The organism is Luteimonas marina, from assembly GCF_007859325.1.
GTDB lineage: Bacteria > Pseudomonadota > Gammaproteobacteria > Xanthomonadales > Xanthomonadaceae > Luteimonas > Luteimonas marina.
Genome location: NZ_VOHK01000011.1, coordinates 1 through 26,343, shown reverse-complemented (window position 1 = coordinate 26,343; position 26,343 = coordinate 1). Strand labels below are relative to the sequence as shown.

27 protein-coding genes and 2 pseudogenes are annotated in these 26,343 nt (G+C 63.6%); 6 read left to right on the top strand and 23 right to left on the bottom strand.

Annotated features, from left to right (window positions below):
* From FQY83_RS17235 to FQY83_RS18005, 15 genes and pseudogenes are all read right to left on the bottom strand, one after another.
* Positions 1-235, bottom strand: a 235-nt coding sequence (locus FQY83_RS17235; RefSeq protein WP_158636543.1) for a transposase, incomplete at its 3' end; no start/stop codon positions are given.
* Positions 236-371: 136 nt separating this feature from the next.
* Positions 372-1,715 carry a Tle-like phospholipase domain-containing protein gene (locus FQY83_RS17230; protein ID WP_238333545.1) on the bottom strand — a complete coding sequence of 448 codons (1,344 nt, stop codon included), beginning with the start codon at positions 1,713-1,715 and terminating at the stop codon, positions 372-374.
* Positions 1,712-2,374, bottom strand: a complete 663-nt coding sequence (locus FQY83_RS17225; protein WP_146389430.1) for a hypothetical protein — start codon at positions 2,372-2,374, stop codon at positions 1,712-1,714. Before FQY83_RS17225 ends, FQY83_RS17230 begins: the two co-directional genes overlap by 4 nt.
* A 15-nt stretch (positions 2,375-2,389) precedes the next feature.
* The gene (locus FQY83_RS17220; RefSeq protein WP_158636550.1) at positions 2,390-2,899 is read right to left on the bottom strand and encodes a DUF4189 domain-containing protein; all 510 of its coding nucleotides are present in this window, start codon (positions 2,897-2,899) and stop codon (positions 2,390-2,392) included.
* Positions 2,900-2,912: 13 nt separating this feature from the next.
* Complete coding sequence (locus tag FQY83_RS17215) at positions 2,913-3,959, bottom strand: TrbL/VirB6 family protein (RefSeq protein ID WP_158636549.1); 1,047 nt, start codon at positions 3,957-3,959, stop codon at positions 2,913-2,915.
* Between the two features lie 99 nt (positions 3,960-4,058).
* Positions 4,059-4,850, bottom strand: a complete 792-nt coding sequence (locus FQY83_RS17210) for a nucleotide exchange factor GrpE (protein ID WP_146389424.1) — start codon at positions 4,848-4,850, stop codon at positions 4,059-4,061.
* A 63-nt stretch (positions 4,851-4,913) separates the two neighbouring features.
* Positions 4,914-7,442: a VirB4 family type IV secretion/conjugal transfer ATPase gene (locus tag FQY83_RS17205; RefSeq protein WP_146389422.1), complete on the bottom strand. Its 2,529-nt coding sequence runs from the start codon at positions 7,440-7,442 to the stop codon at positions 4,914-4,916.
* Positions 7,443-7,446: 4 nt separating this feature from the next.
* On the bottom strand, positions 7,447-7,764 hold the full coding sequence (locus FQY83_RS17200; protein ID WP_146389420.1) for a VirB3 family type IV secretion system protein: 318 nt from the start codon (positions 7,762-7,764) through the stop codon (positions 7,447-7,449).
* Complete coding sequence (locus tag FQY83_RS17195) at positions 7,757-8,134, bottom strand: TrbC/VirB2 family protein (protein WP_146389418.1); 378 nt, start codon at positions 8,132-8,134, stop codon at positions 7,757-7,759. The genes FQY83_RS17200 and FQY83_RS17195 overlap by 8 nt, the downstream gene beginning before the upstream one ends.
* Before the next feature lie 237 nt (positions 8,135-8,371).
* Entirely contained in the window at positions 8,372-9,184 is an 813-nt protein-coding gene (locus FQY83_RS17960; protein ID WP_146389416.1) for a lytic transglycosylase domain-containing protein, read from the bottom strand.
* A 92-nt stretch (positions 9,185-9,276) separates the two neighbouring features.
* A pseudogene (gene virB11 / locus FQY83_RS17185) lies at positions 9,277-10,314 on the bottom strand (P-type DNA transfer ATPase VirB11); the annotation flags it as partial.
* A gap of 2 nt (positions 10,315-10,316) precedes the next feature.
* Entirely contained in the window at positions 10,317-11,537 is a 1,221-nt protein-coding gene (locus tag FQY83_RS17180) for a TrbI/VirB10 family protein (protein WP_146389412.1), read from the bottom strand.
* Positions 11,537-12,289, bottom strand: coding sequence for a TrbG/VirB9 family P-type conjugative transfer protein (locus tag FQY83_RS17175; protein ID WP_238333546.1), 753 nt, complete (start codon positions 12,287-12,289; stop codon positions 11,537-11,539). Before FQY83_RS17175 ends, FQY83_RS17180 begins: the two co-directional genes overlap by 1 nt.
* A gap of 153 nt (positions 12,290-12,442) precedes the next feature.
* Positions 12,443-13,282: a VirB8 family type IV secretion system protein gene (locus tag FQY83_RS17170; protein WP_238333544.1), complete on the bottom strand. Its 840-nt coding sequence runs from the start codon at positions 13,280-13,282 to the stop codon at positions 12,443-12,445.
* A 102-nt stretch (positions 13,283-13,384) separates the two neighbouring features.
* A complete protein-coding gene (locus tag FQY83_RS18005; RefSeq protein WP_425478677.1) occupies positions 13,385-14,029 on the bottom strand; it encodes a hypothetical protein in 645 nt (214 codons plus the stop codon).
* 472 nt (positions 14,030-14,501) lie between these two features.
* On the opposite strand from FQY83_RS18005, the gene FQY83_RS17160 reads away from it, so the two are divergent.
* On the top strand, positions 14,502-15,224 hold the full coding sequence (locus FQY83_RS17160) for a hypothetical protein (protein ID WP_146389406.1): 723 nt from the start codon (positions 14,502-14,504) through the stop codon (positions 15,222-15,224).
* A 256-nt stretch (positions 15,225-15,480) separates the two neighbouring features.
* On the opposite strand, the gene FQY83_RS17155 is transcribed toward FQY83_RS17160, so the two are convergent.
* Both FQY83_RS17155 and FQY83_RS17150 read right to left on the bottom strand, forming a co-directional pair.
* On the bottom strand, positions 15,481-16,785 hold the full coding sequence (locus FQY83_RS17155) for a type II toxin-antitoxin system HipA family toxin (RefSeq protein ID WP_146389404.1): 1,305 nt from the start codon (positions 16,783-16,785) through the stop codon (positions 15,481-15,483).
* Complete coding sequence (locus FQY83_RS17150; RefSeq protein WP_146389402.1) at positions 16,782-17,144, bottom strand: helix-turn-helix domain-containing protein; 363 nt, start codon at positions 17,142-17,144, stop codon at positions 16,782-16,784. The genes FQY83_RS17155 and FQY83_RS17150 overlap by 4 nt, the downstream gene beginning before the upstream one ends.
* A 302-nt stretch (positions 17,145-17,446) precedes the next feature.
* Between FQY83_RS17150 and FQY83_RS17145 the strand changes: the two genes are divergently transcribed.
* Complete coding sequence (locus FQY83_RS17145) at positions 17,447-17,683, top strand: hypothetical protein (RefSeq protein WP_146389400.1); 237 nt, start codon at positions 17,447-17,449, stop codon at positions 17,681-17,683.
* 84 nt (positions 17,684-17,767) lie between these two features.
* Here FQY83_RS17145 and FQY83_RS17140 read toward each other — a convergent pair whose 3' ends face one another.
* The gene (locus FQY83_RS17140) at positions 17,768-18,187 is read right to left on the bottom strand and encodes a type II toxin-antitoxin system VapC family toxin (protein WP_146389398.1); all 420 of its coding nucleotides are present in this window, start codon (positions 18,185-18,187) and stop codon (positions 17,768-17,770) included.
* Entirely contained in the window at positions 18,187-18,426 is a 240-nt protein-coding gene (locus tag FQY83_RS17135; RefSeq protein ID WP_238333543.1) for a type II toxin-antitoxin system Phd/YefM family antitoxin, read from the bottom strand. The genes FQY83_RS17140 and FQY83_RS17135 overlap by 1 nt, the downstream gene beginning before the upstream one ends.
* Positions 18,427-18,787: 361 nt before the next feature.
* Here FQY83_RS17135 and mntA point away from each other — a divergent pair, with 361 nt between their 5' ends.
* The 3 genes and pseudogenes from mntA to FQY83_RS17120 all read left to right on the top strand — a co-directional run.
* On the top strand, positions 18,788-19,177 hold the full coding sequence (gene mntA, locus FQY83_RS17130) for a type VII toxin-antitoxin system MntA family adenylyltransferase antitoxin (RefSeq protein ID WP_146389394.1): 390 nt from the start codon (positions 18,788-18,790) through the stop codon (positions 19,175-19,177).
* Positions 19,165-19,347 carry a hypothetical protein gene (locus FQY83_RS17125; protein ID WP_146389392.1) on the top strand — a complete coding sequence of 61 codons (183 nt, stop codon included), beginning with the start codon at positions 19,165-19,167 and terminating at the stop codon, positions 19,345-19,347. The genes mntA and FQY83_RS17125 overlap by 13 nt, the downstream gene beginning before the upstream one ends.
* 65 nt (positions 19,348-19,412) lie before the next feature.
* Positions 19,413-19,589: pseudogene (locus FQY83_RS17120) on the top strand (helix-turn-helix domain-containing protein); the annotation flags it as partial.
* 61 nt (positions 19,590-19,650) lie between these two features.
* On the opposite strand, the gene FQY83_RS17115 reads toward FQY83_RS17120, so the two are convergent.
* A protein-coding gene (locus FQY83_RS17115) for an IS3 family transposase (protein WP_146389390.1) occupies positions 19,651-20,774 on the bottom strand; the annotation gives its coding sequence in 2 pieces (ribosomal slippage) (positions 19,651-20,522 and positions 20,522-20,774; 1,125 coding nt in all).
* A gap of 541 nt (positions 20,775-21,315) precedes the next feature.
* Positions 21,316-24,351, bottom strand: a complete 3,036-nt coding sequence (locus tag FQY83_RS17110) for a spermine/spermidine synthase domain-containing protein (protein WP_146389389.1) — start codon at positions 24,349-24,351, stop codon at positions 21,316-21,318.
* A 439-nt stretch (positions 24,352-24,790) separates the two neighbouring features.
* Here FQY83_RS17110 and FQY83_RS17105 point away from each other — a divergent pair, with 439 nt between their 5' ends.
* Complete coding sequence (locus FQY83_RS17105; protein ID WP_146389388.1) at positions 24,791-25,234, top strand: pilin; 444 nt, start codon at positions 24,791-24,793, stop codon at positions 25,232-25,234.
* A gap of 135 nt (positions 25,235-25,369) precedes the next feature.
* Here FQY83_RS17105 and FQY83_RS17100 read toward each other — a convergent pair whose 3' ends face one another.
* Together FQY83_RS17100 and FQY83_RS17095 are read right to left on the bottom strand one after the other, a co-directional pair.
* Positions 25,370-25,669: a type II toxin-antitoxin system RelE/ParE family toxin gene (locus FQY83_RS17100; RefSeq protein ID WP_146389387.1), complete on the bottom strand. Its 300-nt coding sequence runs from the start codon at positions 25,667-25,669 to the stop codon at positions 25,370-25,372.
* Positions 25,666-25,905, bottom strand: a complete 240-nt coding sequence (locus tag FQY83_RS17095; protein WP_146389386.1) for a type II toxin-antitoxin system ParD family antitoxin — start codon at positions 25,903-25,905, stop codon at positions 25,666-25,668. The genes FQY83_RS17100 and FQY83_RS17095 overlap by 4 nt, the downstream gene beginning before the upstream one ends.
* Between the last annotated feature and the right edge of the window lie 438 nt (positions 25,906-26,343).

The window sequence follows — 26,343 nt, the reverse complement described above, 5'->3', positions numbered from 1 at the left end:
CCTCGGTCACGCGCCGCAGCTCGGCCTTGAGGCGGCGCACTTCAGCCGAGTCAGTCCCCGTCGGCGCGGAACCTGCGGCCGGCTTGCCGGCCTTCTTCGCTTTCTGCACCCAGTCGTACAGCGTGTGCTTGGGGATCCCGATGCGCGCGGCCACATCCACAACCGTGAAGCCGCGCTCGAGCACCTGCTTCACCGCCTCGGCCCTGAACTCATCCGTGTATCGCTTGCTGCTCATGAACACCTCTGCTGTAGCCATGAATTATGGCCTGCGGGTGTCTACGAAAGGCTGGGCGGTCCAGGATGAGCCTGGAACACTCCGAATACTGACGGGACTGCCGGAAGCTTTCCCATGACGCCAACGCAGGATCGGATCAGCGCGTCGGATTCGCCTCCTGTTCCGACCACTGACCAGCCCGTACCGCAGCCGGGGCCTCCGGCACCTGTCGGTGCTGATCGGCGTTGGCAGACCACAGCCGGGCCAGCTCCGAATTCCACAATCCCTGCATCACGCCCTCGATCGCCTTCGGATCCTTGCTCCCTGCCGCATCAACCAGCCTGGCCACCCAGTCGGATTGCGCCTGCGACGACTTCACCGGCCCTAGGTGTGCACGCGACGGCTCCTGCGTCATCGGCTCGCGTCGACGCAACGGCGGCTGCACGTACTCCTCGCCGTAGAGTCTTCGGTAGAGTTCCGACCTGTCGAACACATCGACAGCACGGACACCTGAAGCCGATCTCGATCGCCGCTCTTCCCGTTCCGCGCGCTCACGCTCCTCCCGCGCCGCCGGTTCGCCCGGCGGCAGCGGACCACGCAACCAGTCGGCCCCATCCTGAAGCGCGCCGACCGGCCCACGTGATGCCACGGTGAACCCGCCTCGGACCGCCTGCACTTCCTGGCGATACGTTCCGATCATCGCCCTGTGCCGATCGGCCAGCTCGCGCGCCACCGGATCCGACAGCACAGAGCGATCAGGGCGTCCGTTCCCGTCGACAGGCAGGTAGTTGTGCATGCTGTGCGAACCGCCGGAGAATGCCGACGCCGTGACCGGCAGGTTCGGCCGCAGGACATCGAGCACGAGGTTGTCGTGGTATCCGGCGCGCCGCAGCGTCGTGATCTCGTCGGGCGTGGCATACACACGCACCTGGCCGTAGTGCGGGCTGGACGAACTGACTGCATCCACCGCCATCACATGGTTCAGCACCCGATCGCCTCCCTCGGGGATCCGGAGGTTCAGGCTTGCCGCACCGTAGGCGTTGAATGTCTCGCCGCGCAGGTCGAAGTGGTGGGCGGACACCTGGGCCAGCGTTCCACCCAGCGAGTGGCCGGTGACGGTGACTTCGGGGGCACGACCATAGTCCTCGATTTCTCCGGGATTTCTTGCATGTTCGCGTGCCCGCCGCGTCAGCATGATCGCGTCGTCGACCTGGCTGTTGACCCGACTGAACACCATGCCGCCATCGGCGATCACGCCATCCATGAACGGCTCTCGGCCAAATTCGGTGCCGCGATGCGCCACCACGATCGCCCCGCTGTCTACATGCTGGTAGAGCGTGCCCTGGTAGCCGGTCCTGGGGTTATCGACGAACTCGAGTATCTTGTAGCTTGAACCATTGATCTCAACAACTTCCTTGGCCTCGGCCAATTCAGCCATGCTTTCGTCACGGTCGTAACTATGGTCGGCCAAGTCTGCATACTGCTGTGAGGTCAGGCTCACGGCGCCGCCTCCTGCGCTGACAGGGTGATCGTGAACAAGTCATCATCTGTCAGATAAGAAGCCATCCTTGAACGATTTGTCTGGCCGGAACTCAACGGCTCATCCAGTGTTGAGTCAGGATGTCTGGGATAACTCCGCTTGGAGTAGTGAATCTTTTTCGCATGTCCCGCCAGCAATTCTCCGCCGTAAAGATCGGCCATGAATAGTGTTTCATTCTTGACACCTGTCGCCTTCAGCTGCACCTGCACGTTCTTCAATGCCCACCGGCATATCCCGCGACCGTGGTAGTCCTCGTCTATCATCCCGTCAACGAAGACCGTTCCGGCGTATTCGTCATCGGGCAACCGCTCAAGATCGAATGGAATCGATCTCGTAGGAACCGGCGACTGATAGCCCCCAGGATTCTCCTTCGGCGGCGGCAAGCACTCCCGGTTCTCCACGTCGTACTGCGCGAAGCCCCGGATCCAGTCGAACGTCCCCGGCCCTCCATCGATCCGCATCGTCAAGCGGTACGCCTGTTCTGGGTTTGGATTCTCGCGATACTCGGGCTTGGTCTGGGTATTCATCGATTGGCTACAGGCAGTCATGGGCATCACCGCGACGCAGAGCAGCGCAGCAATCTCTGAGAACGCGGAAAGCTTGGAAGAGAAAAATGACATCCTGTCGAACTCCGATCAGTCGTAGACCAGGTATGGCTTGGAACAGTTGGAATGAACAACATGACATGCGTGTCCATTGTTTGTCCTGGCACACACAGGCAACACGATTTCAGTCGCCTCTGCAACGGAGGGAGCGGACTGATAAAGAGCAATCATTGACGGGAGGTTCTCGATCGGCGCCGCAACTGCTGCACAGTTGTTTGTGTAGGTGAAAACCACCTCGCACGTCTTGCCGCCCATCTTCTTGCATCTTTTGATTGCCGCACGCTTTGCCGCATGCTCCGATCGCTGTTCTTTGGAAGTTCCAACTATTGGCTGCCCATGAGCCTCGGCATACGCACCCCACGTGGAAATCCATCGTGGAACTGGTTGCCGGCGAGGTGCTGGCGCCATCCCTCCTCCGCCAGGGCCACATTGAGCCGAACCGGCACCAACACCTTGCGGGCAGGCAGTTTGAGCCTGTGCATGACCTGCCCACAGGAAGGCGGCAACAGAGATGGTGAGGTACCCAAACAGCTTCTTCATCTGCATACCTCGACTAGCCGAAACCATGGACAGCGCGGGATGATGGATTGCCAGCGCCCGTCTGGGCCGGACCAGCGGGAGCCGGCGGCGCATTCCCATACCCACCCATCGTCCCACCCGGATTCCCGGGCGAGCCCTGCTGCGGCTGCGGTTGGAACGCGTTGTACGGGCTGAACTGGCCCAGGGTGCCCTGGAACAGCATCGCCGCGATCGGTGGTGCGCTCACGATCAGCGTGGTCAGGATCAGGCCCAGCCCGCCCTGCTGCATCGCCATGCTGGTCACGTTCTCGCTGCCAGGCATGCCGACCCCCGGAATCATGCTGCTCACCCAGAACGCCATGCCCACGGCGATCACCATGTCCAGCGCCAGGGTGACCGTCACGGTCAGGACCGCCATCGAGAAGATCGCGCCTATGCCGTAGAGCAGCCACTTGTGGAATAACGGCTTGGTCTGCTCGAACAGCAGGCACAGGATGAACAGCGGCCCCAGCGCCAGCACCAGCCCGATCGCGAACTTGTTCAGCATGATCGCGGCCGCCGCCGTGATCGCCGGCAACCCGAGGCCGGCCGTGATCAATGCCAGCGTGCGGTCCTTCTGCTCGCGCGTTTCCTCGTCATGGGTGCTGTCCACCGAATCGACCACGACCAGCGCCGCCTGCAGGATGGCCAGCGTGCGATCGATGTTCTCGTATGCACCCTCTCCGTCCGCGTCACCGGTCATGGTCTCGTTGATCGTGCTCGACAGCCCGTCGGTCACGGTGCCGTAGATCGAGCCGAAGGATGCGCCGAGCCCGAGCGCGATGCCGACGATGAAGGTGGCCCGGAGCGCGCCGACCACCAGCGCCATCATCGACTCGCGTGACGTCCCGGTCATGATGCGATAGCCCTGGATCATGATCCACAGGGTGAGGATGAGCACGCCGATCCCGCCAAGCACCTGGATGACGCGGGTGCCGAGGTTGGGCAGGTACTCGTGGATCAACTCGTCGTCGATGAACGAATTGATCTCGTGGAAGAACACGAAGCTGGGCAAACCCGCCTGAAGCGGGATGAAGTCCAACAACGTGCCGGCCAGCGTCAGAATTCCACCATCCATCTCTGTTCCCTGTGCACAAGACATCCGTATCCATGCCGGTCGCGAAGATCGTCCGGGGTGGGTTCAGCGATCCCTCCTGCGCGCCACCTGGAGCGCCGCCTTCAGGGTGCCGTACTGGACGACCTGCCCGAACAGGCTGTTGCGCTTGTCGTTGAACGCGGATTGCCCCGCCCGCGACATCTCGTCCTTCAGCGTGCTGATGTGGGCGTCGTAGGCCTGCAAGGTCCGGTGGGAATTCTCCACGTCGAGCGCATGCTGCGCTTCCAGCTGCGCGATGCTGTTGTCGTTGCGGGCAATCCGCCCGCGATCCTCGCCCGAAGCGGCCTGGCTGTCGGCGCGGAGACGGGCGATCTCCTCGTCGCGCTCCCGGATCGTGTTGAGCGTCTTGACCACGACGTTGTAGCGGCGGTTCTCCGCCCGGACCAGCTCGATGCAGGCGGCGTACTGGCGCTCGCGCGCCTTGCTCACGCGCTCGGGCCCGGATGATCCCGACAGGAGCTCGCCGAGGCCACCGCCCAGCGAGCCACAGGTCTCCTCGATGAATTCCAGGTCCGACCGTTCCGTCAGCGTACTGTCCCTGTAGCCCCGGGTGCCGAGGAACTTCAGCCCGTTGACCTGCTGCTGCTGGATGTCGCGGACCTTGGTCTGGATCTGCTGGACCTGGTTGCGGATCTGTTCGATCTGGTTGAGCTCGTCGGCGTACATCTGCCTGTACTGCTCGACCCAGGCGAACTTGTTGGTGCTGATGTGGATGGCGTCGGTGACCGGGGTCTGCGCGTTCGCCGTCGAGGCGAGGAAGAGGCCGGCCACGACCAGGCAAATGGCGCCCAGGGAACCGCGGTGGATGTGTCTCATTGAGGGACTCCTTTTCCTGATGAGATCAACGTTCCGAACAGTATCACGCATGGCTGCGGCCCCTCAGGACCGCGACCCCTCGATGCTCCGCAGCCGGGCGCGCTGCGGTTCCGCTGCATCGGGAGGATATCCCCCGCTTCCCCGGCGCCCGCCCCGGGGCGAGGGCGAGGACGGCGACTTGCCGGAGCCCTTGCGCTCGTCGAAGAACCGGGGAAGCCAGTCCTCGGGACGCAGCGCATCCTTGTCGACCCCCAGATGGCCGGCTTGCTCGGCGACGATCCGGTGCATGATCTCGATGTTGTCGGTGCTGGCGGAGATGACCGCCAATGCATCGTCCATCCCGCGCAGGTTGAGCTGGCAGACGGTCGATGCGTGTCCCTGCTTGACCAGGAAGCAGCGCGAACGCTCGTCCAGGCTCTTGACGACCTGGAACTCGGCCTCGGTCAGCTTCAGTCCCTCGATGTAGTCCTCGCGGGCGGCATTGGGATTGGGCAGCAGGATCAGGGTGGCCGTCTGTTCGACCAGCGCCGCGGAAATGTCGCTGGCCAGCGCGTCCTCGGGACTCTGCGTGGCGAAGATGCCCAGGCCGTTCTGCTTGCGGATGGTCTTCTGCTTGTTCTTCGCGAAGTCCTTGAGCGCGCCGCCGCCGTCGAGGATCTTCCAGAACTCGTCCATGACGTAGATCAGCGGCCTGCCGTCGATCAGTTCCTCGAGCCGGTGCAGCAGGTAGTTGATCACCGGCACGCGGATCTCGGCGTTGTCGATGACGTCGGTGTAGTCGAAGCCGATGATGCTGGCACGGCCGAGGTCGATGGTGTCCAGCGGATTGTCGAACACCCAGCCCAGCGCATTGCCTGCGGTCCACTTGCGCAACCGGGCGTAGAGCCCGTCATCGCCCATGTTGGGCAGGCTCTTCTGGAAGTTCGTCATCGAGCGCAGGTGTCTTGGCATGTCGAGCATGCTTTCCACCGCGCGGAAGATGTCCTCGTCCTCGCGCGCGGTGTAGTGCGCCTTGCCGGCCAGCACCTTGGCCAGGTCGCCGAGGAACTGGACGTTGGCGTCGGTGCGGTCGCACTGGAACGGGTTGAAGCCGGTCGGCTGGCCGTTCTCCAGCGCGAGGTAGTTGCCGCCGCAGGCGCGCACGAAGATCTCGGCGCCGCGGTCCTTGTCGAAGAAGAAGATGGTCGGCACCGGGTCGAACTTCTGCACCTGGCTGAGCAGGAAATTGATCAGGGCGGTCTTGCCGGTGCCGGACTTGCCGATCACCATGGTGTTGGCGATCGCCTTCTCGCCCACGGAGTTCTCCGCGGGATGGGTGGCGTGGAAGTTGAAGTAGTACGGCTGCCCGTTGGTGGTCTGCAGCGCCGTCACGCACTCGCCCCAGGGGTTGTGGTCGCGCTTGCCGGTCGCGAAGTTGTGCAGGGGCGACAGGCCGAGGAAGTTGAGCGAGCTGACGTTGGCCAGGCGCGTGCGGTACTTCCAGTTTCCCGGAAGCTGGGAGTAGAAGGACGAGCACGCCGCGAGGTCCTCCTTGGCCGACACGAAGCCGGCGTTGGACAGTTCGGCGCGGGCGGTGGCGATGTTCTGCGAGAGCTGCTGCTGGTCGGCCGCGTACAGGGCCACGATGAAGTGGTACTCGCCCAGCACGAAGTTTCCGGATGCCACCTGGTCCATGGCATGGTCGAGTTCGACGATCTGGCTGACCGCCTTGTCGCCGGAAGAGATCATCATGCCCTTGGTGCGGTCGAGGACCTTCAGCGCATCCTGCCGCCCCATCGGGCTGAAGGAATGCGTGATGATGTACTCGAAGTCCAGGTACTTGAGCCCGTTGAGGATGCCGGGCCAGGTGCCATCGGTGTATTCCTTGATGTTCAGGATCGCGCCGAAATGGTTCTCCCCGCCCGGCGCGCTGACCACGAAGTCGCCGGTCCTGGCCGAGAACATGTGCCGGCTGACCGACAGGTAGTCGCAGACCGGCGCGCGCAGGACCGGAACCGGCTCGGAAATGCGGTTGAGCAGGTAGCCGAAGAACTCCAGCGTCTCGGAGAAGACGACGCCGTTGTCGGCCTCGTACACGCCCAGCCGCACGGGCGCGTAGTCCTTGAGCACGGCCTCGACGTTGCCCGCCAACTCCAGGAGCTTGGCGACGGCATGGTCCTGTTCCGCCTGCAGCCGCGAGACGTCCGCGGACTTCTCGACGAACTTCTTCCCGGCCACGACCGGGCGGTAGAGCATGGTCAGGTACAGCTCGTTCTGCATGATCTTCTGCGACGAGAGCGCGGCGTAGTACTCGTCCGACAGCTGCTGGTTGAACGCCTGGCCGTAGGTTCCGCCCACCCGCACGCGGCCTTTGCGCCGGATGTCGTGCACCCAGAACGCGACATTGACGAAATCCGGCGCGCGCAGGGTCTGCAGCATGCGGTTGAAGGTGTTGTGCCGGTGCTCGAGTTCCCACTCTTCCCGACCGACGAACGGCAGGCCGTCAAGCCGCCAGGTGAGCAGGAAGTCGCCGCCGGTCGTTTTCACCACGTTCGGGGAAACGTGCGACGACAGCGGGATGAACTCTGCAATGGAGGTGTCTGGCGCCAGCATGCGGTTACCGCTCCGTGGTGTCCTGGTGGAATTGCCTGCGGTAGCTGTTCGGGCTGAACACCCACATGCCCCCGTGCCGCCGGAGGTTCCGGACCCGGGTCCGGAACCTCCAGCGCAGGCCGAGCAGGCGGAAGATCATCTCGTCGCGGCGCGCCATCTGGCGCATGACGAAGACCACCACCGGCAGCAGGGCCAGGAAGAACATGTTGATGTAGAAGGTCAGCAGCAGGCACGCGCCGGCCCCGATCGCGAAGGGCACGTAGGGAACCCCCATGAACATGGCCGGTCGCGTGCAGCCCCGGAACAGGGCGTTCCTATGCATGCTGCAGCAGCGTCTGCGCCACCAGCATCGCGGTGGAGGTGACGTCGTCGGGCAGCAGCATCTTCGCGATCTGGCCCGCGGCGCCGATCAGGAAGCCACCGATCAGCACGGGCGCGACGTCGCCAATGCGCTTGTGGTTGAATGCGACCTGGTAGCCGGCGAAGATCACCGCGATCGTGACCACGGCGATGGACGCGACGTTGAGCAATCCGTTGATGTTGGTGAAGAAGGTCTCGACGCGGCCGCGCGCGCCCGTGCCGTCCTGCGCGAGCGCGAGTTCGGGAAGCGCCACCAGCGCCACGAAGGCGATGGCCATCGCGGCCCCCTGGACGAACTGCCGGAACATGGTGGTCTGTGCTGTGTGGTTCATGGTCTGACTCCGAGCGTTGGTGGAAACGATGGCGGCTGTTGCGGTGCTGCGGTGCTGCTGCGCCGTTCGTGGCGCGTACTGCCAGGGTCGTTCTGAACATGGTTTGTCTTCCCCGCGAAGGCGGGTATCCAGTGCCTTGAATTCATTGAAGGCCAAAGACACCGGGTTCCCGCCTTCGCGGCATTGCGCCCTTCACGGGTGGAATGACGACCGGGGACCGGTTCGTTCGGAGATTCCCTAGAAGACGAAGGCGTCGTCCCTCCCTGGCGAGATCGGTGGCCCGGCGACGGCCGGAAGCTGGCTGCCCTGCACGGATTGCGCGGGGACGGCGTTCATCGGTTGCACGACCACGGGGCCGTCGGTGGCGCTGCGCGACGCCTCGGGGGCAATCGCGGCCGGCGTGCCCGGCTGCGGCGGAACGATCGCTACGGCCTGCGACGCAGCTGCCACGGGTGCAGCCAGGGGCATCGACGGCTGCGGCTGCATCCCCTCGGCCGGCGTGGCGGCGACGGCCTCCTGTATGCGTCGCGCCACGATCGAGGACAGGTCGGCGACCGCCGCCGTCGCCGTCGCACGGCCGGCCCGGCGCTCGACCAGTCCGATGACCGGGAGCGGGATGCTTCCACCCTCGCCTCGCCATGAGGCCAGCACTTTCTGCACGTAGCCGTGCCGGAAACCCGTGACGAAGTTGCCGGAGTAGTAGCAGCTCAGGGCCTTGCCCCAGTCCTCCCCGGCGCGGCGATGGCAATCGGCGAGGATCCGCGCGCCGGCCCGCAGGTTCGGACAGGCGTCGAAGGCCATCTCGTAGGTGGCCAGGCCCTGGCTGGCGAGGTTGTGGCGATTGACCTGGGCCAGGCCGAGCGAGAAGTTGTAGCCGCGTTCCTCGAGCATGCGCGCGGTCGAAACGGCTTCGGGCAGGCTGCGCGGCTGCCTTGCCAGCCGTCCGCCGACGACGCCGATCGCGTAGGGATTGAAGGACGATTCGATGCGCACGACGTGGTGCATGACCTCCCGCGGAACGGCCAGGTCGGCGCAGCCCATCAGCTCCATGCCGGGCAACATGGCGGTCAGCCCCCGTTTCCGCGGGACATGGCGCGCACCGGGGCGCGATCATTCGCGTCCTTGACCTGCCGTGTCCCCGACGATTGCGCCAGCATGCGGGCCGGGTCGAAATCGATCCCGGTGATGTAGCGCCGCCCGGCATGCACCTTGATGTGCACCACGATGTCGATGGTCATCCGCAGCAGGCGCTTGATGACCTCGAACTCCAGGCCGGAGCCCTCCGCGGACGCCTTCACCATCAGCGCGAGCTGGTCCCAGGTCTGTGTGGTGCTGCCGGCATGGCAGCTGGTGATCGAACCCGGATGCCCGGAGGCGCAGTTGCGGATGAAGTAGAACGATTCGTCCCCGCGCAGTTCGGCCAGGATGATCCTGTCGGGCTTCATGCGCAGGCAGGCTTCCATGCAGGTCCTCGCGGTGACGTTGCTGGCGCTCTGGCCGCCCTTCGAGTACAGCAGGTGCACGACGTTCGGCTGGCGCAGGAACAGTTCGCGCGCATCCTCGATCGTCACCAGGCGCTCGTGGTCGGGGATGTGGTTGACCAGCGACTTCATGAAGGTCGTCTTGCCGCTGCCGGTCGCACCCGCGACCACGATGTTCTTGTGGTACTGCACGGCCTTGCGGAAGAACTCGGCGTAGTTGCGCGCGCGCTGCAGTTCCAGCAGCTCCAGGTCGTGCCCGCCGACGGCCTGCGCCTGCTCCAGGATCTCGTCGAAGAAGCCGTCCTGTTCGTATTCCTCCAGAGTCTTGCTGAACCTGGCGGGGAGGCGGATCGTGATCGAGACCTTGCCCGGATCGCAGGCGGGCGGGATCACGAACTGCGCGCGCTGGCCGGTCGGGAACGTCAGCGACACCATCGGATCGGCATCGGTGATCCGCTGCCCGGTGTTGCTCTCGTTGACCACCGTCGTGCAGAACTGGCGCGCGCGCTCGAAGGTGAGCGTCGGCACGTCGCTGCGCCGCCAGCCTTGCCGCGTCTCCAGGTACAGCTCGCCCGGCCGGTTGATGCAGATCTCGGTGACGTCGGACGAGCCCATGTGGCCCTGGATCCCGAGCAGCTGGCACTGGTAGTCCAGGAACTCGCTGGACACTCTGGCAACGGGGGCGGTCCGGATATCCATCGCTAGCGCAGCACCGCGGAGAAATCCACGTCGCGCGCCACGTACACGTTCACGACCGCGCCCTGGTTGATCGTCACGGTCGGCGGGCGCGCCATGTTCCGCTCCAATGCCATGTTGGCCAGGCGCTCCATCGTCCGCGCGGTATTGCTCTCGTAGGGGCTCTGCACGACCACGCCGTTGGCGATCGAGGTTTCCTGCGGGCCGTGCCTGGCGCCGGCGTACTTGAACGCGTCGCTGAGCATGCTGATCAGCAGCGCCGAGCCGAGCCGCTGGCCCCAGTGCGCGGTGTAGTGACCGGGATTGCCGGCCGCGCCGAGCATGTCGACGCCCGGGCTCTGCATGTTCACGTCCATCCCGTTGGGCGTGGTGATCCGGTCCCAGACGATCGCGACGCGGTCGCCGATGACGGCGTCCTTGTCGTAGCTTCCGGACACCCTGGAGCCCCTGGGCAACAGCAACCGGCGCCCGTTCACCGAATACACCGGCTCGGTGACGACACAGGAGGTGTAGCCCGGGAAATCGGAGATCACCCTGGACTGCAGGATGCAGCGGATGTAGGTCCCGCGCAGCAGCAGGGTGTTGGGGTTGTACAGGGGCTTGGCGCCGGTCGCGCCCGTGGGCGCCGCCTGCGCGACGGATGCCGGCGGCGCATTGCCCGCGGCCATCATCAGGCGCGCATATTCGTCGGGCGGCAGCATGCCGGGGACGCCGCCGGCGCTGCCGTCGCCGCCGAGGCCGCTGAAGGTGCCGGGCACGTCCAGCATCCGCCGCTCCTGCAGCGAGAGTTCGCGCCGCCCGGACAACCCGCCGCCGGGCAACGACATCGCCGAAGCGGGCGCGGGAGGCTCGTCCTCGTACACCGGCAGCGGCGGCAGGTCCGCCATCGGCTGCGGCGCCGGCCGCTCCGGCGGCAGTTCCGGCAGGTGGTCCCGCGGTGCGGCGGGAATCACCACCTGCTCGCCGCGCTGCGGCTTGCCCGCGCGCTCGTCCGCGCCGGACAGCGCGCCGCTGAAGATCCAGAACGCGGCACACAGCAGCAGGAGCACGATGCCGCCGAGGAACAGCAGCGCCTTGCGGTTGAGGCGCTGGACCTCCGAGGACCGCAGGTAGGGCGCATCGGCGTCCAGGTCGGGTTCGGCGGGTGCCTGCCGTCCCTGATAGGGATTCGATGCCTGCGCTCGGATGGAAGCTGCATCATCGTGTTCGTTGGGCGGCGTTTGCATCACAGCTCCGGACTCCTGCGCAGGCCGACCACGTTGTCCCCGTGGCGAATGACCAGGTACGGATAGGTGCCGTGGACGACGATGGTGTCGCCCTCGACCGTCGAGTTGACGACGAATTCGTCGCCGCGCTCGCTGTCGCGGGCGAAGACGGCGGGGAAATTCCCGCTCGGAAAGCGCGTCCGGTCACCCATCCTGATGTAGGTGAAGCGGCGGTCGTCGTAGACCGTCGCCGGGACCAGCCACTGCGGATGCCGCCGGCGATGGGCGTATTCGTAGTTGAAATGGTAGTCGCGGTCGGGATGCAGGCCGGTGCTCAGCTCGGCGACCTCCTCGACCACCTCGGCCTCCGCACCGGCGAACCTGGTGTCGGCCGGATACACGAACCTGACCTTGTATTGCACGCCGGCCGCCTTGGCGTGCTCGAGCGTGCGCCAGTCCGTCGCCACCACCTTAAGCTCGAAGATGTACGAATGCGCCGCCGTGCGCACCATGAAGTTGGTGTCGACATCGACGTTCTTCGGCTTCAGGTAGAACACGTTCTCCCTGCGGCTGAGCTCCCATCCGCCGCTGAAACCCGTGCTGTAGTCGAGGATCTCCTCGTGCGGGCTGAGTTCGACCTGGGTGGTGATGCCGAGGCCAGTCCGCACCGGGTAGAGCTGGTCCGGGCGGTACTCGTACTCCTCGACGACCTGGGCGGCCGCGGGAAACACGGCGTTCGCCAGCAGCAGGGCCAGGGCGAGGCGCGTGAGCAGGCCTCCAGCCCTTTCGGATTCTTCGTTCCGAATCCGGCGCTGAACCCGGCCCTCCAGGCGCCCGGATGTCTCCCCCGGATTAAGTCCGGGGCCGGGATGGCGGTTCTTCCAGGCTTTCGTGTGTTTCGTGCGATCCATCGCTGAAGTACTCCGTTACTCGGCGTTCGCATTCATCCGTTCGGTGGGTTGCGGATCTGGCGGCGCCCCATTGGCGGCTCCGGCCTCGGCGGACTCCGCGCCGGGCGACAACGGCAGTTCCCGTCCCGCTGACTGCGCGACGCCAGCCGTGCCGGCATGCGCGATCGGTTGCACGGTCGGCGGCGGCACGGGGAATTCCCGCTCCGGCAGCGGCGCCGCGGCATAGTCGTTGTCGACGCGATAGTTGGTGACCCGGAACCCGAGCGGATTGAGCAGCCGGTCCTCTTCGCCCAGGCGCAGGTCCGGGTTGTAGCTGAACTCCAGCGTCGCGATCTTGCCGTCCAGGGGATCGGCGCGGCCGCGCGACTTGTCGTAGAGGCTGCGCTGGAAGCGCACGGTGGCGCCGCCCGGAGGCCGCCCCTGCCCGCCGCCGATCAACACGATGCTGAGGATCCGCACGCGAACCGCCTTGGCGCCGCCATGGATCCGCGCCGGCTGTTCCGGATTGCTTTCCGAATGCAGGGCGATATACGGCGACGCCACCGCGGGGCCCGCCATCGACAGCGTGGTCCGCCAGTTGCGCTGGCCGATCAGGCCGGAATCGTAGGACTCGCGCGCAAGCACGAACTGGGCGACGTTGCTCTTGTTGATCGCCTCCTCGGTGGTGACGTCGCGGTCCTGGAAATTCCCGACCAGACGCGCCACGGTGGCCGTCCCCGTATACGGATCGGCCATGACCAGGTACGGCACCTTCTCCTTCAGCGGCAGGAACAGGACATAGCCGCCGGCCAGGAGCAGGGACATGACGATCGCGCACCCGGCGACGATCCAGGCGCGCCGCTCACTGCGGCGCATGCGGTCGGCCAGGGTCAGCTCGTAGCTGACGCCCTGCGAGACGGCCCGGTCGATCGCGGGTGTCGAGCTGTTTTTCCTGCCGAACATGCGCCGCGCCCCGCCCTACTCGCCCGGCCCGCCGGCGGCGACGCTTCCGTCGCCGGGCAGGCCCTGGCTGACGACGATCCGAGTCCGCTCCGCGGCGACGTTCACGCCATATGAGGCATACGCCGACGACAGCGCCGCGGCGGCCTGCTCAAGGCTCGTCGTCCGGATCCGGGCGACCGGCGCATGCAGCGTGAAGTCGTCGGGATGCTGGTAGGACAGATCCACGCGCGAATCCTTCGCCCAGCGCGCCAGCATCGCCTTCAGCGTCGCGTCGGCGGGCAACGCCTGGTAGACGTAGGCCTGCTGCAGCGGAATTACCCGCGGCGTTTCCGCGAACCGGTTGACCGGCCTCCAACGCCCGCCAATATCCGCCGCATCCGGCGTGGCGCAGGCGCACAGCAGCAGCGTTGCCAGCGCAAGCAGGACCGTCGCGGTCCATCGAACCGGAGCGATACGCGTTGCCGGCTCGCCGCCACGGAATCGGGCGGCAACGGCGCGCCCTGCCGTCCCGCCGACAGCGGGGCCAAGAGACGACGGAAGATCATTGGCGCGACGGAAAGCGCGAAGCGGCGAAGCACGATCGCCGACCCGCTTGTCCGATGACACGAGACTTGACGCGTGGAAACCGGAGACGCGCTCCGGCCCGGACACAGATTCCATTCCGTGTTGCTCCCTGGACCCCATCGATGCGACAACCGTCGGCTGCCGCATCCATTGGCATTGACTTCCGCAATGCCTTCCGATGGCGAACATATCCGCCGCTTTCGGCATCGTCAAGTCATGGCGAACATGAAAAACGGGGTCGGGGTCAACTTTTTCGATTGCTCCACCGGGATTGGAACCTCACGGGAGAAATCGACTTCTCTCCCGTTGCCCTGAAACAGGCGATGCTGGAGATGATGGAAGCGCAACTCCCGCAAGCGCGCTCCCACAATGTGCCGGGATTGGGAGCTCCGAAGCATTCTCCGCGCCCACGAACCGTCATCCCCGCGAAGGCGGGGATCCAGCGCCTTTGCTTCTACATCTGAAAAAGAATGTCACTGCCCCCTCCCTCGCGGAAACACCCCAGCCGACTTGCCAACCCGCCCCGCCGCATGAAAAATCCGCCGCGGGCCACCCACCGCACACACCGATGAACCGCTGGAAAGCCTCCGGCTCGCACCTGCTCCTGAGCATCGTCGTCATCGGCGGCATCGCACTGTCCGCCTTCCTGCTCTGGTACCCCTACGCCCTGTACCGCGTCGCCGGCCTCGACCGCATCCTGCTGGTCATGCTCGGCATCGACCTCACCGCCGGCCCGCTGCTCACCCTGATCCTCTACCGCAAGGGCAAGTGGGGCCTGAAGTTCGACCTCACCGTGATCGCCCTGTGCCAGCTCGCGTTCCTGGCCTACGGCCTGCACACGCTATGGGTCGCGCGCCCGGTGTTCCTGGTCGGCACGCCGGATACCTTCACCCTCGTCTTCGCCAGCGAGATATCCGACGACGACCTCGCACAGGGCCCGCGCCCCGAATGGCGCCGCCTGTCGTGGACCGGGCCCGTCCTCGTCGGCACGCGCATGCCGGACGACCACGAACAGCGACGAGAAATCATCGAAGAATTCATGGCCGGCGGCGCCGGCATCGAGCGCTCGCCGAAGTATTACCTCGACTTCGACGACGTGGCGCCGGACATGCTGCGTACTGCCGCGCAGCCGCTCACTGAAGACCGCCGCGTGCCCGACGCCGACATCCGCGCCACCAAACGCACGCGCGACCAGCTGCGCACGGTCCCGATCGTCTCCCGCCGCGGCGAGGGACGGATGCTGGTCGACGCCACCAACGGTCGGCCAGTGCGAGTCAGCACGCACGATTGATCCGGTCCGCAAGTACCCGAAACGAGGCAGGTCGGAGCTACGGCCCCGACGCAGTCAACATCCAGCGTCGGCCATGCAACGCCTGCCCCGTACCTGATATGGGGGCCGGCCTATGGATCCGGTTTTCTTGCGGGCCGGATCAACAAGTCCCTTGAGAAAATCCCTGAAAACCACGCCTTTGTCTTTTCGAACGCAGTGAGAAATCCTGCTTCCCAAGCATCCGGATTCCGCAACGCGCGCACCGCATGGCAGCCGATCAGGCAACAATCTCCCGCCGCAGCGCCCGGTCGATCCTCGCGGCCATCCCCTCCGGCACGCCGGCCTGGCCTGCGAAGTCCATCCACCTGTCGACCTGCGCATGGATCTCCTCGACGATTCCCCGCCCTTTCGCCGGCTTGAGCCCACAGAACGCGCCGAACTCGACCAGATCCATCATTTCGAAATGATCCTGCTTGCCGTTGAGGCTCATCTGGTGTCGGTGCGTCCAACTGCCGTCGGGGTTGTAGGCGTAGCTCACGTCGAATGCCGGTGACAGTCGCCACTCCCCGTTGCGGTTCATGAGAAAGGCGATGTTCTTGACGTGATCGTCCTGGTTCCGGATCAGCACGTTCAAGACAGCACGTCGAAACTGCTGCTCGACATCCAGCCTGGGCAGATCCAGTCGGCGGATCGTCTCCACGGCCTGCTCGTAGGAGTAGGCGCCGGCGGCGTTGAAATCGAAATGACGCATCGCCGCGAGCGACTGCATGTGCAGCTTGCGGCCCCTCGCGTCGCGATCGAACCGCCGCGTCATGAAATGCGCGCGCCCGCCCTCGCGGTGGATCCGGCATTCGGACATGTCGATACCGGCTGCGACCGCCAACAGGTGGAACCCGTACTCGACGAGGCCAAACCCCTGTGGGTCGGCCAGTTCCTTGTCCCGATTGTTGCTGATGCCGTCGAACTTCAAGAGCCAGTAGGCGAAGCCCTCACCGGCCTTGACCTGACCGGAACGGAACTCTCCGGTCTCTTCGTTCCAGGCCAGCACCGCTTTGGCGCGCGCACCTCCCGCAGAGGTTCCGACGCGCAGGATGTCCTCCAACGCCTCATGATCGTCCCCGCCCTGAAGGTGCCCGGCAAGCTGCTGCCGGTGATCGAGGACGTCGTTCGCCAGGCGTACCAGCGCATCGATCTCGACCTTGCGGGAGCGGCCTGCGCCACGGGACAAGGACGGATGGAATTCGAGCGCGCCCATGCCACGCGTACCGATGTAGCACAGGCGCTCCACCGGGTTGAAACTCCCGGCAGAACGCCCCTGCGCCACCAGCCACGCATCGATCAGCGCATGACCGAACTTGTCCGGCAGCGAGTCGGCAAGCATCCCGGGCAACCCCTTGAAAGCCTCGCCTGGCAGCCCCGGGAACTCATACGGTTCGGGGGCCAGCGGCATCATGATCGGCGCCAGCTGGATGCCGCTTTCCACGAAGTCCGGCATGTACTGGAAGACCGCGAGTTCGCGATCGTCCAGCCAGCTCACCGCACCGATGTCCCGGCCCCACAAGCGCACCGTTGCGTCGGTCACGCCTCATCCTCCGCGCCCCAGGCCCAGTCCGTGGCCCTGGGCGCACGATCGGGCACCTGGCGCGCACGTTGCCGCTCGCGCCCTCCGTGTTGAACACGCTCGACCGGGCGCACCGCGGGATCGGGCAGGGATTCGAGCAACCGCTGCTCCAACCCGAGCACTTCAAGCACCCGCAGGAGCGTTTCCAGCGAAGTGTTGTCCCCCGCTTCCAGGCGCTTGACGCTACTGATCGAGGTGCCGGCCTCCCGCGCCACATGCGCCTGGGTCAGGTTCCGGCTCAAGCGCAGTCTGGCGACGCGCGCACCGAGGGCGCGCAGGGAGGCATCGAGGGTGGTCGCGCTCGCCTTGGAAGGGATCATATGTAGGATATTATATCAATTTCAAAGAATAGAAGCTCGTATACAGATCGTTAGCGGATAACATAGAAGGATTCATGAAAGGGCCATAAATTCTACTGCCCTCCATAAAGATTCATATATGAATCTTTATTGAAGATCTGACCCAGCCTTGGATCGTCACCCCGACGAAGCGCTTTCCAACAGCCGCAGGCTGGTCAAGCCGGGATCCAGCCATCACGTCCAATCTCCTTGTTCAGCCGCGACCACACCCCATCCGGACATCCCGCAAACCACCGCGCCAAACGCCCGTCGTACGTGACGGTGTGAGCGCAGGGCTGCGCCGGCGCGGCGTGCCGGCCGAACTGATCCTCGAAGCAGCCCGGGAAGCGCGGGAACAAGCCGCTTTGAGCCTGTCCACGATCTTTGTACTGGGGGCAGACATTACCGAAGAAGACGGCGTCATCCCGGCGAAAGCCGGGATCCATCTTGATCTTGATCTTCGTTTTACATGGGAAGAACAAAGACCAACCGCAAATGGATCCCGGCTTTCGCCGGGATGACGCTCGATCCGGAGATCGTGAACAGGTTTCTGGCAGCACAAGACCCGGCGAGGCCGGCCCCTTCGCATCGCGCTCTCCGCCCCCTCAATCGTCCCAAGGATTGACTACCGCCACATCCGAGGGCTCGAAATCGGCCACATTACGGGTGACCACCGCCATCCCGTGCACCAACGCCGTGGCCGCGATGAGGCTGTCGCGCACCGGCCGCGGATCGGGCACGTGCAGCAGCGCGCTGCGCAGCGCCACCGCGGCATCCACCGGCAGGACCCGGCCGGAGAATGCGGGCAGCACATGCCCATTGAACCAGCTGCGCAGCACGGCCCCCGTTGCGGCGTCCTTTCTTTCCGCCAGCAGGACCCCGATTTCCAGTTCCTGCAAGGTGATCACCGACACGAACAGTTCGGCCGCTTCCACCCCGTCGGCCCAGCGCACGACACCCTCATTCGCCTTGCCCGAGCGCGCCTTGCGCAGCTCGGACACGACATTGGTATCAAGCAGGTACATCAGGACAAGTCGGCAGGCCGCGCGTTTTCCCGCGAGTGCGGAATGTCCATCTCGACGTCGCCGGCATCGGGCATTGCGAGCAGATCCGCGATCTTCCGCCCGGCGCCGATCAGGCGCCGGTACTCCTGGATACCGAGCAATACATGCGCCGGCCGTCCCCGGTCGGTGATGATCACCGGCCCCCGTTCCGCAGCCTTCTTCGCACCGCTCGCATCCTGGTTGAACTGGCGGCTGGTCATCGTGGTAGTCGTCATGGGTCCGGCCTTGCAATCCAGAATGTAGAAACATTACTACTTAAGACAGCCTTGCGCAATCAGGCTGCGCCTGCACCACGCCCCGCTCGCCCGCAGGAGTGGCTTCAGCCGCGACCATACGCATTTCCGTGTATCCCCAATCACTACGTCAAACGCCCATTCGCACCTGAAGTTGCTCCTGCGCACGCCAAGCGCACCTCGCGCATGCGGCGCGACGCGCCATCCACCGCGGCCAATAGCGCACCCGCTCGATACGACGACACCTAACCTGCCGGCCTTTCCGTTGCCTGATACCCACCGGTCGAAGTGCTATCTTCGGGTGAAACCGGCCAACCACCTGCCCCGCATGTCCACGCTCCTGTCCCGGCTGCGCAACATCCTCGAAAACCAGCCGGATATCCGCCAAGCCCTGGTCTTCGGCTCGGTCGCCGTCGGCGCCGCGCGCCACGACAGCGACCTGGACATCGCCGTGGAAGCCACCCACCCACTGGATGCCGAGGAAAAGCTGCGGCTGATCGAGGCCCTCGCCGAGACCATCGGCCGTCCCGTGGACCTTATCGACCTCAAGACGATCGGCAGCCCACTGCTGGGCCAGATCCTCAAGCATGGTCAGCGCATCCTCGGCAGCGACGCCGACCATGCCGAACTCATCCGTCGCCATCTCTTCGATACCGAGGACTTCCAGCCCTACGTCGAACGCATGCTCCGCGAAAGAAGGCAGGCATGGATCGGTTGATCGTCGAACGCAAGCTCGACTCCCTCCATCGCTGCCTGCAGCGCATCGCCAGCAGGCGACCGGCAGACGTGGACGCCCTGCAAACCGATCTCGACCTCCAGGACGTGCTGGTGCTCAACTGTTGGCGCGCATCCAGAACTGACCCACTTTCGAGGGTGATGCGCGGGTAAAACTGACCCACCTGAAGCCCACATCCTGAGCATCTTTTGCTCGGGGGATTTCAGGAGTGATCACCATGGTCATGTTGGCCAAGATCCGGCGGATGCATTTCCGCGATGGCCTGCCGTTGCGCGAGATCGCCAAGCGCACCGGTCTTTCCCGCAACACCATCCGGCGCTGGCTGCGCAGCGGCCAGTCCGAGCCGGTCTATCCCAGGCGCGCCTCGCCCTCCCGGCTCGATCCCTACGTAAGCTTCCCCGTCAAGCAGACATTCCAAAAGTAGAACCTTCGGCGGCTTTGACGTCCTCCCCTCGTTAGGACCGGTCGGAACTGGAAAATTCGGCTGCGGTTGAGGGAGAAAAACGGGCGGCGAACTCTGCAGGCGGGATGTCTCCGAGCGACGAGTGCGTCCGGAAATGATTGTAATCCAGCCTCCAGCTTTCGATCTTGCGGCGGGCGTCTTCGAGGGACAGGAACCAATGGATGTTCAGGCACTCGTCCCGAAAACTGCCGTTGAATGATTCGATGAAGGGATTGTCGGTTGGCTTGCCGGGCCTGGAGAAGTCCATCGTGACGCCGTGATCATAGGCCCAGCGGTCCATCGCGATCGAGATGAATTCGCTGCCATTGTCGGCCTGGATTCGCTCGGGCACGCCGATCTCGTTGCGCAGCCTTTCAAGCGTGGCAACGACGTCTTCGCCCTTGAGCTTCTGGTCCACCTCAATGGCCAAGCTCATCTTGGTGAAGTTGTCCACGATCGTCAGGCTCCTGAATCGACGGCCGTCGAAGAGCGCATCGGCCACGAAGTCCATGCTCCAGCACTGGTTGGGAGCGGTCAGTACGGGCCGCTCCATGCGATGAGCTGCCGCCTTGCGCCGGCGCGGCCGCTTGCGCCGAAGGTTGAGCCCGGCCTGGCAATACAGTCGATACACGCGCTTGTGGTTGTCCGTCCAGCCTTCTCGACGCAATAGCACGAAGATCCGCCAGAAGCCGTAACGGACGCGGGTGGCGGCAATCTCTTCGATCCGCCGAAGCAGTGGCCCATCATCCTTTTCCCTGGGCTTGTAGTACCACGCCGCACGGCTCTGTTTGACCACGTGGCAAGCCCGACGGACGCCCACCCGGTATCGATCAATCAAATGGCCCACGAGCGCCTTGCGCTGCGCGGGCCTTAGAGCTTTTTTGTCAGCACGTCCTGCAGCATGGCCTTGTCCAGGCTCAAGTCGGCAACCAGTTGCTTGAGCTTGCGGTTCTCCTCTTCGAGCTGCCTGAGCCGACGCAGCTCGGATACCCCCAAACCACCAAACTTCTTGCGCCAGGCGTAGAACGTCGCTTGGGAGATGCCCATCTTGCGGCACACCTCTTCGACACGGGTGCCGGACTCGGCCTGCTTCAAGGCGAACGCGATCTGCTCTTCGGTGAACTTCGACTTCTTCATGGCGACGGGCCTCCTGGGGCCTGAGTGTCGCCGAATCCTCTACTTCTGGCTGGTCTGAATTATCGGGAGGACGTCACTGCGACCTGGAAAAGAACCCCGAAGAAGCCCTGTCATTTCGACCGCAGGGAGAAATCTCCCATCCGGCGCGCGGGAAGAAGATTGACCGGCTCCGCCGTTGTGAAGCGCTTCTCCCTGCGGTCGAAATGACACGGGTAAGGACACAGGCAGGGACACGGACGAGGGCACGGACGGCAGGAATGCGTTTAACGTACAGTGACCGGGGCCGGCGGCGGCGATCCGTCCCGCACCGGATCGCCCGCCGCAGGGCGTTCGCCACTCGAACCGGCGAAGAACCAGATCAGCGCTTGAACACCTGCAATGAGTACCGATCGTATCGTGCCGTAGCGAAGGGAACATACTTGTCGATGGAAGGAGCGGTGGACCGCTGCGCGTAGTGTCTACCTACACCACTAACTAGTATGTCCCTCGTACCCTCAGATATCCGATAGCGCAGCATCCTCATCAATGGACAGTATGCCGTTTACGGATCATCTCTAAGGCACGTTGGTTCGTCGCTGTCTGCCCACGCCAACAGGTAGCTCCTGGTGGGCCTATGCTGTCCCGCCCCCTTCAATGTCGCCCCCCATTTCTCGTCAAGCTTCGCAACGGCGGCGTTGTCGTTCTCAGCCAAGGCACCTAGCATTGCGATCACCAACATCTGCTCTCGCAGGTTGGGTGACAGCGAATCCACCGGCAACGCCAGCACCTTCTCCGCACTGAGCCTCATTTCCGAGACGGACCGTCGCGCTGCAGAGGAGTATGCATCAAGGATGGATGCTACTTCTGGGCGCGACAAGGCGCCGGCAGGCAGCCATACCGGCTCCACCCATGTCGCGAGATGATCTTGTCCGGGAAGTGCACCGATGGTGATCCCAGCCAGCCTAGCGACCTCATAAGACCAGCCCGCCAGTTCGTCCGGGTCCTCCACCAGACGTTGCGACGATGCGAGCGTCGTCCACACCGCATCGACAAGTTCGGGAGACTGCTTTGCAAGCGCAGTCATCGTCAGTCTATCTGGATTGACAAGCGCATTCGAGACAGCTATGGCTGTCGCGCGCATCTCACTGAAAGTGCTGATAGAGGTGGATGGCATTCCAACATCGCCTGCGACCGGCATGCGGCAATCCAGCACGTCAAGCACAGGCATGCCGTTGATCACAAGATGTTGCAGAAGTGTCGATGCCGAACGCATGAACCTCGTTCGCGGCGCCTGCAGCGACACCGTCGGAAAGTAATCGGAATGAGGTGTGGCATCCGTCAGTCTGATGAAGTTCCGGAGGACACGCGCACTGCCGATGTACCGGAGTTGGATCTGTTCGACGCGATCCAGGCCTACCCGATCAAGTTCGTCACGCAGGTCACTACCGGACTCCGCAAACGACCGGGGAATTGGTTCGCCCCCATCCACCCTCGCTAGGATCAGTAAATCAGACGAATTCGTCACGTAAAGATCGGTATGTGGAAATTCTTCTGCCAGGGCCGCGAGCATCGTACCGACCAGCGCATCGTTAATCTCGTAAGTGTGCAACCACTGCACGAGCATGCCTCCGTCGTTAAGATGCCGTTTCAGAAAAGCGTAGAACTCCTGCGTGAATAGGCCCGCGACCCCACTGACCCACGGGTTAGATGGCTCTGAGATGATCGCATCGTACTTGCGCGCACCGGTCGAAAAGAAAGTACGCGCATCGTCGATATGTATCCGAGAACGCGGGTCCTCGTACGCACGGGAAACACGATCCCCATATAGTTTGGCCCCCTCCACCATGGCCTTCTCAATCTCGATCGTATCCACGATCTCTGGTAGCGGACTGCCAAGCAACGTGTGCGTGGTCAGACCCGACCCCCAGCCGATCACCGCGATCTTCTTTGGTGCCGGATGCAGAGATAAAGGCAGAGCACCCGCCATGATCATCGTGATCTCATCGGTCGACGGCTCTTCCGATGCCTTGGTCAAGGATGCATCTGGCTTGCCGTTGGTCGCGATTGCCTTCATGTTGCCGTTGGTGAACACCGCGACTGTCGCAGTTTTGCCATCGCGCATGAACTCCACCTTTGCGCTCGCGAGCTCGACCAGGCCCGTCCGGAATACGCCGGCGATCTGCTTCAATGGATCTGGCTTGCCGTACACCAAGCTGAACCCTGTCGCAGCCACCATTGCAAGCGCCACGAAGGCAACCGGTCGTGTCAATCGTGCCGGATTGATCACCCGCAGCAAGTAGAGGCCGACAAGTCCATCCAGCAAGGCACCGAAGGTCACTGCCAGCCTGACGCCAATCAGCGGGATCAGCAGGTGCATTGCCAAGACTACGCCGAAAATCGCACCCAAAGTGTTGGCTGCGTAGATCCGGCCGATGGATCGTTCACCGGCACCCGCACGCAATAGCGCGAGCGTGAACAAGGGCAAAGTCATTCCGGCAAGGAACGCGGCCGGAAACATCACCAACAGGGAAATCGCGGCTGTCGCCATCTCGAACAGGGTGTAGCCGCTCGCGCTGGGCGACAGCCCGCCCATGATCCAGCCCGCCCAATGAAAACTCTGGGTGAAGATCGGCACCGAGACTAAAGCGGCAATCGCCATCCATACCTGCACATAGCCTACATAACGGACGGGCTCGAGAATGTGCTTGGCTCTCTTACGGACCCATAGGCCGCCGAAGGCCAAGCCAAAGATGAACGCGGCAAGCATCAGCTCGAAGCTGTGGATCGTGGTGCCAAACACCTGATTCAGCAGTCGGACCCAACCCACCTCGTAGATGAAGGATGCTGCACCCGATATCGCCGTCGACCAGACGAGTACCCGGCCTAGGTGCTTCACCTCGGCGGAAGCGACCGTATCGGCTGCGCCCGCCGCCTGCCGATGGCCTACCGGCACATAGTCCTCCTCGTGCAGGGATTTCGCCAATGCCCAAGCCCCGATAGCGACAATGATGTTCACGATGCCGGCGGTCATCACCGTCCCAGGCATGCCAACCGCAGGCAGGAGCCAAAATGTGGCCAGCAGGGCGCCGAACGCGGCGCCCAAGCTATTGGTGAAGTAGAGCCCGCCGAGTACTTCGCCATGTTCGTTGGGCAGCACCCGGATCAGGCCCGCACTCATCAACGGAAAAGTGGCACCCAGCAGTACGCTTTGCGGGGTGATAAGGAGCGTCGCAGTCAGCCATTGGTAGCCATGCGCCAAGGACGCATTCGAGAACGCCGGCAGGATAGTTTCCTGGGAAATGCTCGTGTAGCCGACGAACAGCGGATGGAACACCAGCCCAAAGACGCCGATAGCAAACTCAACCACAGCATATCCAAGAATCAGACGCTTCCAGCGGATGCTGTAGATGCTTGCCAACCACGCGCCGATGGCCATCCCCCCCATGAAGATCGCCAGCACCAACGTTTGTGCATAGGCTGCATGCCCTAGAGTCAACCCCAGATAGTGTGACCAGACTGACTGGTAGATCAGGCCGGCAAAGCCCGACAGGACAAACAGCACAAGCAGCGCGAACGCCAATCGCGAGACCTTAAACATTGATGATTTCCCCAGAAGTTACGCGACCATCATACTGGTCTTGCCGCACGAGGAATCAACGGGAAAGCCTTCATGTGAACCCGTGCCGGCGACACCCATCGAATGGGCCGCTGGTTCCTAGACCATCGCTCTGAATGATCCGGTACAGAGCACAGGCACCAGCGCAGGTCGGGCAGTGACCATTTGCGTCATCTACGGACAATTCACGGCATATCCTGTCGTTACCACTGCCACCAAAGTAGCTCTGGACTGTGCCGACAGTCGCAAACTGATAGGGATAAAGTCTTCAATCTGGTGGGCAATACGCCCAATTTCAGCGTTGGCACGCATCATGCTCCCAACCTACTGCACGTGCACATCGCCAAGCCATCCAAAGGATCCGGCATAGGTCTGGTCATTGGGTACGTGAAATTCAGAATCTACTCCTAGGGGATACACCATGAAGAAGTACCACGGCTTTACGCTGATCGAATTGATGATCGTGATTGCGATCCTTGGCATTCTGGTAGCCATTGCGCTCCCGGCCTACCAGGACTACACCGTCCGCGCCCGCGTGTCTGAGGCGGTTGCGCAGACCGCGCCGGCAAAGCTGGCGGTTGTCGAGACCGCCTCATCCAAAGGCATACTTGCTACTAAGATTGCCGACAACAAGGCTGCTGGCTTTGACTTCCCAGCCGCAGGTACCAAGTACGCCAAATCTATTGTCATTGCAAATGGCGTCATCACCACCACGCCACAGAACACCGGTGCCGCAACCAACCCGGTCATGAAGTGGACGCCAAAGCACGTCACTGCTGCCGATCCGACCACGCCCGTCGAGTGGACCTGCTCGACGCTTCCGGTTACTGCGAACAAGTACGTGCCCGCCGAGTGCCGCAACTGATACGCTTGCATCGCATGCATCATTCGGACCCCGGCTTTGGCCGGGGTTTTTGTTGGCGCTGTTCGCATAGCCAAAATAAGGACGGAGCAAATTAAGGTTCAGGACGTCAACGAACGAGGGTCTGGTCAGTTCCTGTCAGGCGCCGATATTCGAATCCACGTCCATCGTCCCGTGAAGAATGCGGACGATCAAAACCTCGTCCTCGGTCGGCTGTCTGTAATAGATCACATGCGCCCCGTGAGGAAGCTTCCGATACCCTTCCCGGATCTCGTCGCAAGGCCTTCCCATCTGGGGCTGCTCCGCCAGCGAGCGAAAGACTTGATCCATTTCCTTCAAGTACGCATTGCGCTGTCGTACGCTCCATCGGCTCTGCGTAAACCTCGCGATTGACTTCAGGTCGGCCTTCGCCGACCTGGTCAGGTCGAAGCGCCTCACTGTTGTTCCGAGTCCAGCTCTGCAACGAGCGACTCGTAGCTGTACTTCGATCGCCCGCTGCGTTCACCGGAAACCAGCGCGTTGCGCAGGATTTCCAACCTGCTTTCGGTCGTTTCAAGCAAACGCAGTCCGGCCCGGACAACTTCGCTGGCGGAGCCGTACCGACCGCTTTCTACCTGGCCTGCGATGAACTGCTCGAAATGATCCCCCAGGCTGACGCTCGTGTTCCTGGCCATGGCATTCTCCTTCACCTGTACCAAATATTGGTACACCTAGGTCCGCATGTCAATCGGCCAAATGACCCAATTGGGACGGAGGAAGTCGAGCACGCGCCCGCACGGTCGCGATCCCGCCAAGGCCGCATCGCGGCTGAAGCCGCTTGTGTCAGCGCTTTGGCCTAGAGTTGGAGTGGAGAGCGATGTGCGGCAGGCCGACAGGCCGCAGTGTTCCGAGCACGTGTAGGAGCCAGGGCCGCCGCACATCGACCTCGCGCCATAGCCCGAACAGTTGAACGAGCCTGAGCTCGAACTTCACAAGCGTGGGCAGGAACGAGGCGGCTCTCTCCTGTCTCCCAGTTTACGAGCTTCCATGACCCTCTGGATCGGTATCGACGTCTCCAAGGCCTCCCTGGCCGTCTGCCTGCTGCCGCAGGCGCAGCAACTCTCCCTTCCCAA

What these genes read in the sequence shown, in the direction of transcription:
- FQY83_RS17150 (WP_146389402.1), bottom strand. Translation starts at nt 17,144, where the DNA reads ATGATCCCTTCCAAGGCGAGCGCGACCACCCTCGATGCCTCCCTGCGC.
- FQY83_RS17210 (WP_146389424.1), bottom strand. Translation starts at nt 4,850, where the DNA reads ATGAGACACATCCACCGCGGTTCCCTGGGCGCCATTTGCCTGGTCGTG.
- FQY83_RS17170 (WP_238333544.1), bottom strand. Translation starts at nt 13,282, where the DNA reads ATGCGCCGCAGTGAGCGGCGCGCCTGGATCGTCGCCGGGTGCGCGATC.
- FQY83_RS17160 (WP_146389406.1), top strand. Translation starts at nt 14,502, where the DNA reads ATGAACCGCTGGAAAGCCTCCGGCTCGCACCTGCTCCTGAGCATCGTC.
- FQY83_RS17200 (WP_146389420.1), bottom strand. Translation starts at nt 7,764, where the DNA reads ATGCATAGGAACGCCCTGTTCCGGGGCTGCACGCGACCGGCCATGTTC.
- mntA (WP_146389394.1), top strand. Translation starts at nt 18,788, where the DNA reads ATGTCCACGCTCCTGTCCCGGCTGCGCAACATCCTCGAAAACCAGCCG.
- FQY83_RS17180 (WP_146389412.1), bottom strand. Translation starts at nt 11,537, where the DNA reads ATGCAAACGCCGCCCAACGAACACGATGATGCAGCTTCCATCCGAGCG.
- FQY83_RS17205 (WP_146389422.1), bottom strand. Translation starts at nt 7,442, where the DNA reads ATGCTGGCGCCAGACACCTCCATTGCAGAGTTCATCCCGCTGTCGTCG.
- FQY83_RS17140 (WP_146389398.1), bottom strand. Translation starts at nt 18,187, where the DNA reads ATGTACCTGCTTGATACCAATGTCGTGTCCGAGCTGCGCAAGGCGCGC.
- FQY83_RS17135 (WP_238333543.1), bottom strand. Translation starts at nt 18,426, where the DNA reads ATGACCAGCCGCCAGTTCAACCAGGATGCGAGCGGTGCGAAGAAGGCT.
- FQY83_RS17195 (WP_146389418.1), bottom strand. Translation starts at nt 8,134, where the DNA reads ATGAACCACACAGCACAGACCACCATGTTCCGGCAGTTCGTCCAGGGG.
- FQY83_RS17220 (WP_158636550.1), bottom strand. Translation starts at nt 2,899, where the DNA reads ATGAAGAAGCTGTTTGGGTACCTCACCATCTCTGTTGCCGCCTTCCTG.
- FQY83_RS17095 (WP_146389386.1), bottom strand. Translation starts at nt 25,905, where the DNA reads ATGGCCAGGAACACGAGCGTCAGCCTGGGGGATCATTTCGAGCAGTTC.
- FQY83_RS18005 (WP_425478677.1), bottom strand. Translation starts at nt 14,029, where the DNA reads ATGGAATCTGTGTCCGGGCCGGAGCGCGTCTCCGGTTTCCACGCGTCA.
- FQY83_RS17125 (WP_146389392.1), top strand. Translation starts at nt 19,165, where the DNA reads ATGGATCGGTTGATCGTCGAACGCAAGCTCGACTCCCTCCATCGCTGC.
- FQY83_RS17960 (WP_146389416.1), bottom strand. Translation starts at nt 9,184, where the DNA reads ATGGAGCTGATGGGCTGCGCCGACCTGGCCGTTCCGCGGGAGGTCATG.
- FQY83_RS17225 (WP_146389430.1), bottom strand. Translation starts at nt 2,374, where the DNA reads ATGTCATTTTTCTCTTCCAAGCTTTCCGCGTTCTCAGAGATTGCTGCG.
- FQY83_RS17110 (WP_146389389.1), bottom strand. Translation starts at nt 24,351, where the DNA reads ATGTTTAAGGTCTCGCGATTGGCGTTCGCGCTGCTTGTGCTGTTTGTC.
- FQY83_RS17105 (WP_146389388.1), top strand. Translation starts at nt 24,791, where the DNA reads ATGAAGAAGTACCACGGCTTTACGCTGATCGAATTGATGATCGTGATT.